Annotated in this window: 12 protein-coding genes, 1 tRNA gene and 1 pseudogene; 9 read left to right on the top strand and 5 right to left on the bottom strand. The window is 73.8% G+C overall.

Features of this window, described 5'->3' with window-relative positions; all coding sequences use genetic code 11:
- Positions 1 to 12: 12 nt before the first annotated feature.
- The 9 genes from FB457_RS08280 to FB457_RS08240 all read left to right on the top strand — a co-directional run bounded on the left by FB457_RS08280 (position 13) and on the right by FB457_RS08240 (position 9,064).
- On the top strand, positions 13 to 1,164 hold the full coding sequence (locus tag FB457_RS08280; RefSeq protein ID WP_145781385.1) for an inositol-3-phosphate synthase: 1,152 nt from the start codon (positions 13 to 15) through the stop codon (positions 1,162 to 1,164).
- Positions 1,161 to 2,483 (top strand): UbiA family prenyltransferase, encoded by a 1,323-nt coding sequence (locus tag FB457_RS08275; RefSeq protein ID WP_486588960.1) that lies wholly within the window; start codon positions 1,161 to 1,163, stop codon positions 2,481 to 2,483. The genes FB457_RS08280 and FB457_RS08275 overlap by 4 nt, the downstream gene beginning before the upstream one ends.
- Positions 2,480 to 3,352 carry a sugar phosphate isomerase/epimerase family protein gene (locus tag FB457_RS08270; RefSeq protein ID WP_145781384.1) on the top strand — a complete coding sequence of 291 codons (873 nt, stop codon included), beginning with the start codon at positions 2,480 to 2,482 and terminating at the stop codon, positions 3,350 to 3,352. Before FB457_RS08275 ends, FB457_RS08270 begins: the two co-directional genes overlap by 4 nt.
- Before the next feature lie 184 nt (positions 3,353 to 3,536).
- Positions 3,537 to 4,211, top strand: coding sequence for an EboA domain-containing protein (locus FB457_RS08265; protein WP_047018832.1), 675 nt, complete (start codon positions 3,537 to 3,539; stop codon positions 4,209 to 4,211).
- Positions 4,211 to 5,068: a TatD family hydrolase gene (locus tag FB457_RS08260; protein ID WP_047018833.1), complete on the top strand. Its 858-nt coding sequence runs from the start codon at positions 4,211 to 4,213 to the stop codon at positions 5,066 to 5,068. The genes FB457_RS08265 and FB457_RS08260 overlap by 1 nt, the downstream gene beginning before the upstream one ends.
- A 3-nt stretch (positions 5,069 to 5,071) precedes the next feature.
- The gene (eboE, locus tag FB457_RS08255) at positions 5,072 to 6,250 is read left to right on the top strand and encodes a metabolite traffic protein EboE (RefSeq protein ID WP_047018834.1); all 1,179 of its coding nucleotides are present in this window, start codon (positions 5,072 to 5,074) and stop codon (positions 6,248 to 6,250) included.
- Complete coding sequence (locus FB457_RS08250; RefSeq protein WP_047018835.1) at positions 6,247 to 7,626, top strand: alkaline phosphatase family protein; 1,380 nt, start codon at positions 6,247 to 6,249, stop codon at positions 7,624 to 7,626. The genes eboE and FB457_RS08250 overlap by 4 nt, the downstream gene beginning before the upstream one ends.
- Before the next feature lie 25 nt (positions 7,627 to 7,651).
- Positions 7,652 to 8,686 (top strand): sugar phosphate isomerase/epimerase family protein, encoded by a 1,035-nt coding sequence (locus FB457_RS08245; RefSeq protein ID WP_145781382.1) that lies wholly within the window; start codon positions 7,652 to 7,654, stop codon positions 8,684 to 8,686.
- A 294-nt stretch (positions 8,687 to 8,980) separates the two neighbouring features.
- A tRNA-Leu gene (locus FB457_RS08240) sits at positions 8,981 to 9,064 on the top strand.
- A gap of 561 nt (positions 9,065 to 9,625) precedes the next feature.
- Here the strand turns inward: FB457_RS08240 and FB457_RS08235 are convergent.
- From FB457_RS08235 to narH, 5 genes and pseudogenes are all read right to left on the bottom strand, one after another.
- Positions 9,626 to 9,835 carry a hypothetical protein gene (locus FB457_RS08235; protein WP_145781381.1) on the bottom strand — a complete coding sequence of 70 codons (210 nt, stop codon included), beginning with the start codon at positions 9,833 to 9,835 and terminating at the stop codon, positions 9,626 to 9,628.
- A gap of 396 nt (positions 9,836 to 10,231) precedes the next feature.
- Positions 10,232 to 10,354 (bottom strand): annotated as a pseudogene (locus FB457_RS35965) (ornithine carbamoyltransferase); the annotation flags it as partial.
- 16 nt (positions 10,355 to 10,370) lie between these two features.
- Positions 10,371 to 11,141, bottom strand: a complete 771-nt coding sequence (gene narI / locus FB457_RS08220) for a respiratory nitrate reductase subunit gamma (RefSeq protein WP_047018849.1) — start codon at positions 11,139 to 11,141, stop codon at positions 10,371 to 10,373.
- Positions 11,138 to 11,803 carry a nitrate reductase molybdenum cofactor assembly chaperone gene (gene narJ, locus FB457_RS08215; RefSeq protein WP_145781379.1) on the bottom strand — a complete coding sequence of 222 codons (666 nt, stop codon included), beginning with the start codon at positions 11,801 to 11,803 and terminating at the stop codon, positions 11,138 to 11,140. Before narJ ends, narI begins: the two co-directional genes overlap by 4 nt.
- Positions 11,800 to 13,485, bottom strand: coding sequence for a nitrate reductase subunit beta (gene narH, locus FB457_RS08210; RefSeq protein ID WP_027752282.1), 1,686 nt, complete (start codon positions 13,483 to 13,485; stop codon positions 11,800 to 11,802). Before narH ends, narJ begins: the two co-directional genes overlap by 4 nt.
- Position 13,486: the final 1 nt, after the last annotated feature.

Raw genomic sequence — 13,486 nt, 5'->3', positions numbered from 1 at the left:
GAGGCAGCAGCCGTGACGGTCCACAGACAAGACACAGCGCCGCAACCGGCGAACCCGGCGACGGCCGATACCGGCGTCTGGCTCATCGGCGCCCGCGGCTCCGTCGCCACGACCGTGATCACCGGCTGCGCCGCCCTGGCCGCCGGACTCCACCCCGCGGCCGGCATGGTCACCGAGACCGCGCCGTTCGCCGACTGCGGGCTGCCGGCGCCCGCCCGGCTGGTCTTCGGCGGCCACGACGTGGCCTGCACCCCGCTGCCCAAGCGCGCCGACGAACTCGCCGCCGGCGGCGTACTCCCGCACGGGCTGCCCACCGCCGTCGCCGCCGAACTGGCCGCCGCCGACGAGGAGATAAGGAACGGCGGCCCGGAGCCCGGCGAACCGTACGACGAGGAGGCGCTGATCGACTCCTACGCGGCCGACATCACCGACTTCGTCCGCCGCCGCAACCTCGCGCGCGCCGTCGTCGTCAACGTCGCCTCCACCGAGCCGGTCGCCGCCGGCGACGCGCTGCCCGCCTCGTCCTGCTACGCCGCCGCCGCCCTGAAGGCCGGCTGTGCGTACGTCAACTTCACCCCCTCCACCGGCATGCACCACCCGCGGCTGCGCGAGCTCGCCGCCGCCTCCGGCCTGCCGTATGCCGGCCGCGACGGCAAGACCGGCCAGACCCTGCTGCGCTCCGTGCTGGCGCCGATGTTCCTCCAGCGCGCGCTGGAGGTACGGGCCTGGTCCGGCACCAACCTCCTCGGCGGCGGCGACGGCGCCAACCTCGCCGGCGACCCGGCCGCCGCGGCGGCCAAGAACGTCGGCAAGGAGCGGGTGCTCGTCGACTCCCTCGGCGGCGGCGTCGACGGCGAGGTGCACATCGACGACGTCCCCGCCCTCGGCGACTGGAAGACCGCCTGGGACCACGTCGTCTTCGACGGCTTCCTCGGCACCCGCATGGTGCTCCAGACCATCTGGCAGGGCTGCGACTCCGCGCTCGCCGCGCCGCTCGTCCTCGACCTGGTCCGGATCGTCGCCCGCGCCCACGAGACCGGGATGTCGGGCCCCGTGCCGGGCCTCGGCTTCTTCTTCAAGGACCCGGACGGCGGCCCGCCCGGGCTCGCCGACCAGTGGCGGGAACTGCTGTCGGTCGCGGAGCGCCTGCGGGTCGCGCGATGAGCGCGGCGCAGCGGGTGCGACGGCGGGGCGGCATGCGGCTGCTCGCGCTGGGCGCGGGAGCCGCCGTCCGGCGCCGGCGGGCCGCGCCCGTCGCCGCCGTCTCCGGGGTCCTGCTGGGTGCGGCCGCCGCGGGGGTGGCCGCGCGGGTACGGCGGGACGTCGCCGCCGCTCCGCCGGGCCGCGGGCCCGCCGCCGCCGTGGCCGGGGGAGTGGCGCTGCTCGCCGCCGCCGTCCCCGGCGCCGTGCTGCGCCGGCCGCGTACCGCCGGGCCGATCGAGCCGCAGGCGCGCAGCGCCCAGGGGCGCAAGCAGCCCGCGTCCCCTGCCGCGCAGACGCGCGCCTGGGTCGAACTGCTCCGCGTCTCCGCGCTGTTCACCGTCCCCGGCGACGCCCTCGCCGGTGCCGCCGCCGCCGGGCTGCGGCCCAACCGCGGCACCGCGCTGGCCATCGGCTCCTCCCTCTGCCTCTACGAGGCGGGCATGGCGCTCAACGACTACGCCGACCGCGACGTCGACGCCGTCGAGCGCCCGCACCGCCCGCTGCCCTCCGGCCGGATCACCCCCCGCGCCGCCCTGGCCGCTGCCGCCGCCCTGACCGCGGCGAGCCTCGGTCTGGCCGCCGCCGCGGGCCGCCGGCCGCTCGCGCTCGCCACCGCGCTCGCGGGGGCGGTGTGGGCGTACGACCTGAAGCTGAAGAACACCCCTGCGGGCCCCGCCGCGATGGCCGCCGCCCGCACCCTGGACCTGCTCCTCGGCGCCGCGGCCACCCAGGCCCGCGCGGGCCGCGGGGCCGCGCCGCCGGCCGGCACCTCCTCGTCCGCCCTGCGCCACCTCCAGGGCGGCGACGGCTGGGCGGACGGACCGCTCGCCGCCGCCGTGCTCCTCGGCGTCCACACCTACGCGGTCACCGTCGTCTCCCGCCGCGAGGTCGAGGGCGGGTCCACGGCCGTCCCGCTCGTCGGCCTCGCCGTCACCACCGCCGTCGCCGCCACCCTGCGCCGCGGCAACGACCCGCATCCGCAGCCGGATCCGCACCCCCGGGCGGACGGCGCCCCGCCACCCGGCGGACCCCGGCTGGCGCTCACCCCCGGCGACCTCCTCGCCGGCGCGTACGCCGCCACCGCCGTCCGCCCGTACCTGCACGCCGCGCTCAACCCCAGCCCGCAGCTCACCCAGCGCGCCGTCGGCGGCGGCATCCGCGCCATGATCCCGCTGCAGTCCGCTCTCGCCGCCCGTGCCGGCGCGCCCGGCAGCGCCGCCGCGCTGCTGGCCCTCGTGCCCGTCGCCCGCCGGCTCGCGCGGAAGGTGAGCCCCACATGAGCCGGCTCCGCCTGGCCTACGGCACCAACGGCCTCACCGACCTGCGGCTGACCGACGCCGTCGCGCTCCTCGCCGACCTCGGCTACGACGGCATCGCGCTCACCCTCGACCACATGCACCTCGACCCCCTCGCGCCCGACCTCCCCGCCCGCACGGCCACCGTGCGGCGGCTGCTGGCGCGGCACGGGCTCGCGGTGACCATCGAGACCGGCGCCCGCTACGTCCTCGACCCGCGCCGCAAGCACCACCCCACCCTGCTCGACCCCGACCCCGAGGCCCGCGCCGTACGCTCCCGGCTGCTGCGCACCGCCGTGAACGTCGCCGCCGAGCTGGGCGCCAACGCCGTGCACTGCTTCAGCGGCACGCGCCCGTACGGGGTCTCCGAGCCGGACGCCTGGAAGCGGCTGGGCGAGGAACTGATCCCGGTGCTCCAGGCCGCGGACGCCGCCGGCGTGCCGCTGGCCATCGAGCCGGAGCCCGGCCATCTGCTGTACGACCTCGCCGGTTTCCACCGGCTGCGCGGGGAGCTGGACGACCCGCCGGCGCTGGCGCTGACCCTCGACATCGGGCACTGCCAGTGTCTGGAGGAGGCGCTGCCCGCCGACTGCGTACGGTCCGCCGCGCCCTGGCTCGCGCACGTGCAGATCGAGGACATGTGCCGGGGCGTGCACGAGCACCTGCCCTTCGGCGAGGGCGAGATCGGCTTCCCCTCGGTGCTCGAAGCCCTGCAGACCACCGGCTACCAGGGCCTGATCAGCGTCGAGCTGCCCCGGCACTCGCACGCCGGCCCCGAGCTGGCGAGCAGTTCCATCCGCTTCCTGCGCGCGGCGGAGGAAGAGGCGCGGGCGAGGGGGCCGGTGCCGTGCTGAGCCTCCCGTACGAACCCGGCCTCCCGTACGAACCCGGCCTCCCGTACGAACCCGGCCTCCCGCACGTGCCCGCCACCACCGCCGCGCGGCCGCCCGGGGCCCGCCGGCACGCCGGGGCCGCGCGGCACGCCGGGACCCGCGCGCCGCGCGCCGCATCCGTGACCCGAGTGAAAGGAGCCGCGCAGTGGTGACCCCCGACCCCGCCGCACCCGCTACCGACCCCGCCGCACCCGCCGCCTCCGCCCCGGCGGCCGCGACGGTCGCCGCCCTGCGCGCGTCGGTCGAGGCCGGTCTCGCGCCCGAGGCCCGCGAATGGCTCACCGCCGCCCTCGCCGACGCCGCCGCCGGCACCCCGGGTCCCAGCGCGGGACTGCTCGCCTGGGAGGCCCACTTCGCCGCCGCGCGCCGCCGCGCCGGCGCCGGGGCCGCCGACGCCGTGCGCGTGCTGATCCTGCACGCCGCCCGCGCCGACGAGCAGGTCGCCACCCGCGTCTACGACCGCGGGGACGCCGCCGAACGCCGGGCCGTGCTGCGTGCCCTGCCGCACCTGGGCCTCGGCCCCGGCGCCGTACCGCTGATCGAGGACGCGCTGCGGACCAACGACACCCGCCTGGTCGCCGCCGCCCTCGGCCCGTACGCCGCCGAGCACCTGGGCGACCACGCCTGGCGGCAGGCCGTCCTCAAGTGCCTGTTCACCGGCGTGCCCGCCGACGAGATCGCGGGCCTCGCCGACCGCGCCGCGGGTGACGGCGAACTCGCCCGCATGCTCGACGACTACGCCCGCGAGCGGACGGCCGCCGGCCGCGCCGTGCCGGCGGACCTCGACCGGATCCTCGCCCTGACCCGCAAGGAGGTGTGATGCGCATCTTCGACCCGCACATCCACATGACGTCCCGCACGACCGATGACTACGCCGCGATGTACGACGCGGGCGTGCGCGCCCTCGTCGAGCCCTCCTTCTGGCTGGGGCAGCCCCGCACCTCCCCGGAGAGCTTCTACGACTACTTCGACTCGCTGCTCGGCTGGGAGCCGTTCCGCGCCGCCCAGTACGGCATCGCGCACCACTGCACGCTCGCCCTCAACCCCAAGGAGGCCAACGACCCGCGCCTCCTGCCGGTCCTGGACGAGCTGCCGCGCTACCTGCTGAAGGACCACGTCGTCGCCGTCGGCGAGATCGGCTACGACTCGATGACCCCCGAGGAGGACCACGCGCTGGCCGCCCAGTTGGAGCTGGCCGCCGACCACGGGCTGCCCGCCATGGTGCACACGCCGCACCGCGACAAGGCCGCGGGCCTGGCCCGTACGCTCGACGTCGTCCGCGAGTCCAGGCTGGCGCCCGAGCGCGTGATCCTCGACCACCTCAACGAGACGACGGTGGCCGCCGCCCGGGACAGCGGCTGCTGGGCGGCCTTCTCCATCTACCCCGACACCAAGATGGACGAGGACCGCATGGTCCGCATCCTGCGCGAATACGGCACCGAGCGGATGCTCGTCAACTCCGCAGCCGACTGGGGCAAGAGCGACCCGCTGAAGACCCGCAAGACCGCCGACGCCATGCTCGCCGCCGGCTTCACCGACGCCGACGTCGACAAGGTGCTCTGGCAGAACCCGGTGGAGTTCTACGGCCAGAGCGGCCGGCTGGAGCTGGAGCCGGAGAAGCCCGAGGCCGGCGGCGCCACGTACGAAGGGAACTCCATCCTGCGAGGGGGGAGCTGACCCATGCGGTTCCGACACCCCGACGGCTCCCTCGTCCATCTCGCGTACTGCACCAACGTGCACCCCGCCGAGGATCTCGACGGGGTGATGGCGCAACTGCGCGACCACGCCGAGCCGGTGCGCCGCCGCCTCGGCCGCGACCGGCTGGGCATCGGCCTGTGGCTCGCGCGCGACGCCGTCCGCACCCTCGGCTCCGACCCCGCCGCGCTGCGCCGGCTGAGGAAGGCGCTCGACGAGCGCGGCCTGGAGGCCGTGACCCTCAACGGCTTCCCGTACCAGGGGTTCGGCGACGAGGTCGTCAAGTACCGCGTCTACCGCCCCGACTGGACGGAGCCCGAGCGCCTGGACCACACCGTCGAGCTGGCCCGGCTGCTCGCCGCGCTGCTGCCCGACGACGTCACCGAGGGCACCATCTCCACCCTCCCGCTCGCCTGGCGCACCGACTTCGACGACGCCGCCCGCAAGGCGTCGCTGACGGCACTCGGCACCCTGGCCGCGCGCCTCGACGCCATCGAGGAGCTGACCGGCCGCTCCATCCGCGTCGGCCTGGAGCCGGAGCCCGGCTGCACCGTCGAGACCACCGCCGACGCCGTCGCCGCGCTCACCGCTGAGGGCGCCCCGCCGCCGGAGCGTATCGGCGTCTGCGTCGACACCTGCCATCTGGCCACGTCCTTCGAGGACCCGGCCACCGCCATCGCCGGCATCACGGGCGCGGGCCTGCCCATCGTCAAGTCCCAGCTCTCCGCGGCCCTGGTAGCCGACCGGCCCGCGGATCCCGGAGTACGGACCGCGCTGGCCGCCTTCGCGGAGCCGCGGTTCCTGCACCAGACCCGGATCCGCGCCGCCGACGGCACCGTACGGGCCACCGACGACCTCGACGAGGCCCTGGCCGGCGGCCTCCCCGACGACGGCCCGTGGCGCGCCCACTTCCACGTACCGCTGCACGCGCCGCTGGAGCCGCCGCTGACGGCGACGACGCCGGTGCTCGAGGAGACCCTGGCGCGCCTCGTCGGCGGCCCGGCGCCGCTGACGAGACACCTGGAAGTGGAGACGTACACCTGGCAGGCTCTGCCCGCACACCTGCGGCCGCGCAGCCGCGCACAGCTCGCCGACGGCATCGCCGCCGAACTGTCCGTCGCCCGCGACCTGCTCACCTCGCTCGGCCTGAAGGAGCTGCCATGACGCCCCCGAAGCGGCTGGTCGTCGTCGACGTCGTCGGCCTCACGCCGCGCCTCCTCGACCACATGCCGAACCTGCGCGCGCTGGCCGACGCCGGCTCGAAGAGCGCGCTGACGCCGCCGCTGCCGGCCGTCACCTGCACCGTGCAGTCGACGATCCTCACCGGCGCACCGCCGGCGGAGCACGGGATCGTCGCCAACGGCTGGTACTTCCGCGAGCTGGGCGAGGTCTTCCTGTGGCGCCAGCACAACGCGCTCGTCGGCGGCGACAAGCTGTGGGAGGCCGCCCGGCGCGCGTACCCCGGCTACACCGTGGCCAACGTCGGCTGGTGGTACGCGATGGGCATGGACACCGACTACATCGTCACCCCGCGCCCCATCTACTACGCCGACGGCCGCAAGGAGCCCGACTGCTACACCCGGCCGCCGGAGCTGCACGACGAACTGACCGCCGCCTTCGGCACGTTCCCCCTCTTCAACTACTGGGGCCCGACGGCGAGCATCGTCTCCTCGCAGTGGATCATCGACGCCTCGCGGCACATCCTCGACGCGTACAGCCCCGACCTCACCCTCGTCTACCTCCCGCACCTCGACTACGACCTCCAGCGCTACGGCCCCGACGACCCGCGCTCGCACGCCGCCGCGCGCGAGCTGGACGACGCGCTGGCGCCGCTGCTGGCGGACGCCAGGGCGGCGGACGCGGAGACCGTGGTGCTCTCGGAGTACGGCATCACGCAGGCGACCACGCCCGTGGACGTCAACCGCGCACTGCGCAAGGCCGGGCTGCTGGAGGTCTACACGCAGGACGGGATGGAGTACCTGGACCCGTGGGCGTCGCGCGCCTTCGCGGTCTCCGACCACCAGATCGCGCACGTCTACGTCCGCGACCCGGCCGACGTCGAGGCCACCCGGGAGATCCTCACCAAGCTGCCCGGCGTCGCCGACGTGCTCTCCGACTCCGGCAAGAAGGCCCACGGCCTGGACCACCCGCGCGCCGGCGAACTGGTCGCGGTGGCGGAGCCGGACGCCTGGTTCACGTACTACTACTGGCTCGACGACGCCCGTGCCCCGGACTTCGCCCAGCTCGTCGAGATCCACCGCAAGCCCGGCTACGACCCCGCCGAGCTCTTCATGGACCCCACCGACCCGTACGTACGTCTGCGGGCCGTCTCCGCGATCGCCCGCAAGAAGGCCGGGATGCGCTACCGCCTGGCCGTCGTCCCACTCGACCCCGCCCCGGTACGCGGCACCCACGGCCGCCTCCCGGACGACGAGCGCGACGGCCCCGTGCTGCTCACCACCCGGCCGGGGGCGACCTCGGGACCCGTACCGGCGACCGACGTGAAGTCGCTGCTGCTGTCGCTCGCCGGTCTCGACTAGCCGATCCCCGTCAAGGAGCGTTGCCATGTCCACCAAGAACAGAGACGAACTCGACCACGCAGTCAACAGACGCAGATTCCTCGGCGTCGCGGCCGGCACCACGGCGGCGGCCATCGCCGGCACCGCGGGCGCCACCGGCGCCGCCGCGCAGCCGCGGGGCGCCGGCCACGGCCGCCCGGCCGTCCCCCGGGGCAACCTGGGCATCCAGCTCTACACCCTCCGCGACCAGATCGGCACGGCCGGCTTCGCCAAGGTCTTCGACGCCCTGGAGCGGTACGGCTACGACCAGGTCGAGTACGCCGGCTACACCCAGGGCAACGGCCCCCTCACCCTGCCCCAGCTCCGCCGCCTGGCCCGCGACCACGGCCTGCGCGGCATCGGCAGCCACGTCGCGTACCACGTCGGCGACCCGGCGGGCTACTCCTTCGCCACCAGCCTGGAGCAGGTCCTCGACGACGCCGAGACCCTGGACCTGCCGTACGTCGGCACCTGGGACGGCCCGTTCCGCTACGGCACCACGGTCGACGGGGTCAAGCGCGCCTCGGCGGAGTTCAACGCCTACGGCGCGGCGGCCCGCCGCCGCGGCCTGCGGTTCTACCAGCACAACCACGGCAACGAGTTCGGCTTCTGCAGCGACGACCCGACGGTGCGCATCTACGACCTGATGCTGGCCGAGACGGACCCGGACCTGGTGTTCATGGAGATGGACATCTACTGGGCCTACACCGGCGTCCACCGCTTCAGCGTCCGCCCGGACGGCACCCCGGCGCCGTTCGACCCGCTGGACTACGTCACGGCCGCCCCGCGGCGCTTCCCGCTGTTCCACGTGAAGGACGGCGAGCACGACGCGGCCTCCCAGGACGGCTACCACATGACCGACGTGGGCGACGGGGACATCGACTACCAGCGCTTCATCGGCACGGTCACCGGCGGCCGGTACCGCAAGTACCACAACTGGCTCGTCGAACGCGACGACGCGGTGAACCCCGACACGAACCCGGCCGGCTCCCTCACCACAGCCCGCCGCTCCGCCACCCACCTCCGCCACCTCCGCGCCTGACACCGCCCCGCCGCACCCGGCCAACCCCACCCACCACCCCGGCCCGGCGGGGCCCCTGAGCCCACCCGCCCGGCGGGCCCCGCGCCACCTGGCCCGGCCGGGCCACCCCGGCCCCTGTGCCCGCCCCGCCCGAATCCCCCCGGCCCGCCGCCCCACCGGCGGGCCGGGGCCCTGTCCCGTCACTACCCGCAACAGAGGGCCACGTACCGTAACCAAATACCGGTGCGAACGGCCCGGGAATCCTTGGTATCGTTGGCCGTGCCCCGCGGCCCTCTGTCGCGGCACGGCAACCCGGTCCGGGTGGCGGAATGGCAGACGCGCTAGCTTGAGGTGCTAGTGCCCGTTAAGGGCGTGGGGGTTCAAGTCCCCCCTCGGACACATAATTGCCCCACAACCGCGGGTTCGCGGGCAGGTGTCATTGGCACCCGGCTCTCACCTGGAGTGAGGAACGGGTGCATTTTGCTGCGTCCGTCCCTGGCGGTGGAGGGGGCGCTGGGCTCAGGCGATGCGGATCCTTCCTCGTCGGGGTGCCGGCGGTCAGTGTCTGGTCCCCCGGGTCGTAGGTCAGCGTCACGTTCCCGGCCCGCAGCCGGGCGGCTGCCGCTTCGGGATCCGCCGGCTCGTCGCTTCGGTGAGGCGGAGTAGCAGAGCGGGCAGGTGGGCCAGGATGCGGTCCTTGCGGAGGTAGGTGTTGCGTGGCCGGCCGGGGCCGGTGGCGCTGGTGCGGCCGTGGCGGCAGCGGTAGGCCGGGCGATCGTGAGACCAGCAGGAGTCCCTCCGCCGCGCACACAGGTCGCAGCGCAAAAGGTTGGCGCGGCCGCCGCTGCGGTGCAGGTTGCGGTCCGGGTCGGCCGCCGACGGACACGGCACCGCCGCGTCGACGTTTCGTTCCGGGGCGGCCAGTGCGTCGATGAGGCGGGCGGCTTCCGGGCGGCGGGGTCAGGGCAGCACCCGGCTGTGCCCGACGTCGAAGAACTCGGCGGTGACCCGTCCGTGCCCGGCGACCAGCGCCTGCGCACGCAGCAACTGCCAGCCCCGGGAGCTGGCCGGGTCCTGGAAGTCCTCCGTCGGCCCCCGCCCGTAGAAGGCAAACCGCAGTCCGCCTGGTGTCGGCGGCTCGGATGACCGGCTGCCCACCCACGTGCCCAAGCGAGTACTCCTTCCAGCTGGGTTGTTCCATGTGCCCTGTTCGGTGACGTGTCCGTTCTCCAGGACGGCGATGCGGTCGGCTCGGCGGGTGGTGGCGGGGCGGTGTCCGATGACGATGGTGGTGCGGCCGGTGGTGGAGGCCAGAGTGGTGGCGAGTTCGGCGTCGCCTGCGGTGTCGACGTGGGCGGTGGCCTTGTGGAGGACGAGGCCCCCGGGGTCGGTGAGCAGGGCAGGCCGCGGATCGTGTCGACCTGGAGGATCGCCGCGGGCGTGGTGAGTGCACCAGCCGGCGCCATCCGGACGTGTCCTCGGCCACTGCCAGCCACACTCGCGGGGCAGGCGTTCGGCTCGGTGTGGCTGGAGACCTGGCCGACGAACTTGGCGGGGTGGGCCAAGTCAGCGCTCCAGCGTGGCGACGAGCAGGGACTTGATGGTGTGCAGCCGGTACTCGGCTTGCTCGGAGGCCGGCGACGCCGCCGACTCGAAGACCGCGTCGGTGGCCTTTTGGCCGTCGAGTCCGCTCGAAACGGCGCGGTCAATCGATGGTTCGTTCCCAGCCGCGGTGAGGGGCGTGGGCGCCCAGCTGGACATCGCGGCTGCGGTAGACGATGTAGGGGCGGGTCAGATAGCCGACGGGTGCGGTGAGCATGTGGACCAGGCGGGTGAAGGGCCAGACGGCGAAGAGCAGCAGGGCGCTGAGGGCGTGGAGCTGGAAGAGCAGCGGGGCGTCGGCCATCAGCGCGGGGTCGGGCTGGAGGTAGAAGACGGAGCGGAACCAGGGGGAGATGGTTTCGCGGTAGTCGTAGCCGTCGTCGAGGACGTTGGCGGCGACCGTGGCGGCCAGGCCGAGGGTGATGGCCGCGGCGAGGGCGAAGTACATCGCCTTGTCGTTGCGGGTGGTGGCGGAGAAGACCGGGCCGACGGTGCGGCGGCGGTAGATGAGGATGGTCATGCCGCCGAGGGTGGCGATGCCGGCGATGGTGCCGAGGGCGACGGCGGTGACGTGGTAGGCGTGCTCGCTGATGCCTGCGGCTTCGGTCCAGCTCTTGGGGATAAGCAGGCCGCCGATGTGGCCGAGGAGAACGACGAGGATGCCGAAGTGGAACAGCGGGCTGCCGATGCGCAGGAGCCGGTTCTCGTAGAGCTGGGAGGAGCGGGTGGTCCAGCCGAACTTGTCGTAGCGGTAGCGCCAGACGTGGCCGAGGACGAAGACGGTGAGGGCGAGGTAGGGAAGGGCGATCCATAGCAGGGCGCCCCCGGTGCCGGTCTCCTCACCCGCGGTGGCGAGCGCGGTGGTCCAGGTCATCGCGTACCTCCAGGACGTGCGGGCACGTACGACTCCGGGGTGTACGGGGCGAGGCCGACCTGTTCTTCGGGCGGGCCTTCGGCGGCGAGTCGGGCGACGGCCGCGCGTTCGTCGCCGGCGAGGGCGGGCAGGGTGGCGGAGATCGACCGAAGCAGGTGTGCCCACGGGGAGCGGTCCTCCCGCAGGGCCAGGCGCAGCAGTTCGAGTCCGGCACGGTGCTCGGTGAGCAGCCGGTGGCCGGCGGCGGGCTCGGCGGAGGCGAACTCCAGGACCACGGCGAGGTGGTCGGGCAGCTCATCGTCGTTCAGGCGCCAGCCTGCGGTGGCGTAGGTGTGCTTCAGCCGCACCAGGGCCACACCGCGTTTCCTCGTGTCTCCGTGGGCGTAGTAGGTCAGGTAGGGGCAGCAGCGTTTGCGGTGGTCGAAGGTGGCGACGTAGTCGGTGGCCAGGTCCGTGGCCGCCGTGTCCTCCGCGTGGTCGGCGAAGCGCAGCAGTGGCTCGGCGACCTGGTCGGGCAGGGTGGTGGCGACGCGTCGGGCCAGGGTCAGGTGTTCCGGGAACTGCTCGCCCGGGTAGGCCAGCAGCAGGGAGTGGGTCTGCCAGGCGTTCGGGCGCCACGCCTCGGTGTGCGGTTGCACGGCGGTCTGCTTCTTGCGCCTCATGGCCGCGTCTCGCCTTCGGTGCCATCGCTGCCGTTCCCCGGTGGGGGGAAGAGGCCGGGGGGTTGGCCTTTGCCGTCCCAGTTGAGGAGGTTGACGCGGGTGCCCTTGTCGACGGGTGCGGCGGGGGTGTCGGAGCTCTGGCGGTCGCGCAGGGCCAGGTAGTTCTCCACGGCGATGGGGGCGGCTCCGCCGGATCCCTCCCCGAACGGGCCGGAGCCGCCCATCCCCGGGCCGCCCTCGTAGTCCAGGCTGCACTCGGTGGCCAGTTCCTCCAGGTCGTGAGCCTGCTCGGCGTGCGCCGGCGGGATGACATAGCGCTCGTCGTACTTGGCCAGCGCCAGGAGGCGGTACATGTCGTACATCTCCTCTTCGCTCATGCCGACCGCCTGCGGGATGGCGGGGTCCGGCTCCCGGCCGAGGTTGATGTCGCGCATGTAGGCGCGCATGGCGGCGAGGCGGCGCAGGACCGCGTCGACGGGGGCGGGGTCGCCTGCGGTGAACAGCTGGGCGAGGTAGTCGACGGGGATGCGGAGATTGTCGACGGCGGCGAAGAGGTTGCGGTGGTCCTCGGCGTCGTGTCCGGTGTCGCGGACGGCGTCGACGACCGGGGAGAGCGGCGGGATGTACCAGACCATGGGCAGGGTGCGGTACTCCGGGTGCAGCGGCAGGGCGACGCGGTAGGTGTTGATCAGGGAGTGGATGGGAGAACGCTGGGCGGCGTCGATCCAGTCGCGGGGGATGCCCTCCCGTTCGGCGGCGGCGATGACGTCCGCGTCGTGCGGGTCGAGGAAGACGCGGCGCTGGGCTTCGTACAGGCCGGTCTCGTCCGGGGTGGCGGCGGCCTGAAGGACGCGGTCGGCGTCGTAGAGGACCAGGCCGATGTAGCGCAGTCGGCCGACGCAGGTCTCGGCACAGACGGTGGGCAGGCCGACCTCGACGCGGGGGAAGCAGAACGTGCACTTCTCGGCCTTGCCGGTGCGGTGGTTGAAGTAGACCTTCTTGTAAGGGCAGCCTGTGACGCACATCCGCCAGCCGCGGCAGCGGTCCTGGTCGACGAGGACGATGCCGTCCTCGGTGCGCTTGTAGATAGCGCCGGAGGGGCAGGAGGCCGCGCAGCTCGGGTTCAGGCAGTGCTCACAGATGCGCGGCAGGTAGAACATGAACGTCTGCTCGAACTCCAGTTTGATCTTCTCGGAGACTTCCTGCAGCACAACGTCCTTGTCACCGTGGTCACTGGAGCCGCCGAGGTTGTCGTCCCAGTTCGCCGACCAGCCGATCTTCATGTCCTTGCCGGAGATGAGCGACTTCGGGCGGGCGACGGGGGTGTGCTCCTGGAGCGGGGCGTTGGTGAGCGTCCGGTAGTCGTAGGTCCAGGGCTCGTAGTAGTCGTCGAGGGCGGGCAGCGTGGGGTTGGCGAAGATCGTGATGAGCTTGCTGAACCGGCCGCCGGCCTTGAGCTTCAGCCGGCCGCGCCGGTTCAGCTCCCAGCCGCCGCGCCAGCGCTCCTGGTCCTCGTAGCGGCGCGGGTAGCCCTGGCCGGGCCGGGTCTCGACGTTGTTGAACCACACGTACTCCACCCCGGTGCGGTTGGTCCACGCCTGCTTGCAGGTCACCGAGCAGGTGTGGCAGCCGATGCACTTGTCGAGATTCATCACCATCGCCATCTGGGCCATGACACGCATG

Source organism: Streptomyces sp. CNZ287, assembly GCF_007827615.1.
The sequence above is the reverse complement of the archived record's forward strand: the minus strand, read 5'-3'. Positions and strand labels throughout refer to the sequence as shown.

Bases quoted from the DNA above. Each gene is read 5' to 3' on its own strand.
- FB457_RS08275 (WP_486588960.1), top strand. From the start codon at position 1,161: ATGAGCGCGGCGCAGCGGGTGCGACGGCGGGGCGGCATGCGGCTGCTC.
- FB457_RS08270 (WP_145781384.1), top strand. From the start codon at position 2,480: ATGAGCCGGCTCCGCCTGGCCTACGGCACCAACGGCCTCACCGACCTG.
- FB457_RS08260 (WP_047018833.1), top strand. From the start codon at position 4,211: ATGCGCATCTTCGACCCGCACATCCACATGACGTCCCGCACGACCGAT.
- eboE (WP_047018834.1), top strand. From the start codon at position 5,072: ATGCGGTTCCGACACCCCGACGGCTCCCTCGTCCATCTCGCGTACTGC.
- FB457_RS08250 (WP_047018835.1), top strand. From the start codon at position 6,247: ATGACGCCCCCGAAGCGGCTGGTCGTCGTCGACGTCGTCGGCCTCACG.
- FB457_RS08245 (WP_145781382.1), top strand. From the start codon at position 7,652: ATGTCCACCAAGAACAGAGACGAACTCGACCACGCAGTCAACAGACGC.
- narI (WP_047018849.1), bottom strand. From the start codon at position 11,141: ATGACCTGGACCACCGCGCTCGCCACCGCGGGTGAGGAGACCGGCACC.
- narJ (WP_145781379.1), bottom strand. From the start codon at position 11,803: ATGAGGCGCAAGAAGCAGACCGCCGTGCAACCGCACACCGAGGCGTGG.
- narH (WP_027752282.1), bottom strand. From the start codon at position 13,485: ATGCGTGTCATGGCCCAGATGGCGATGGTGATGAATCTCGACAAGTGC.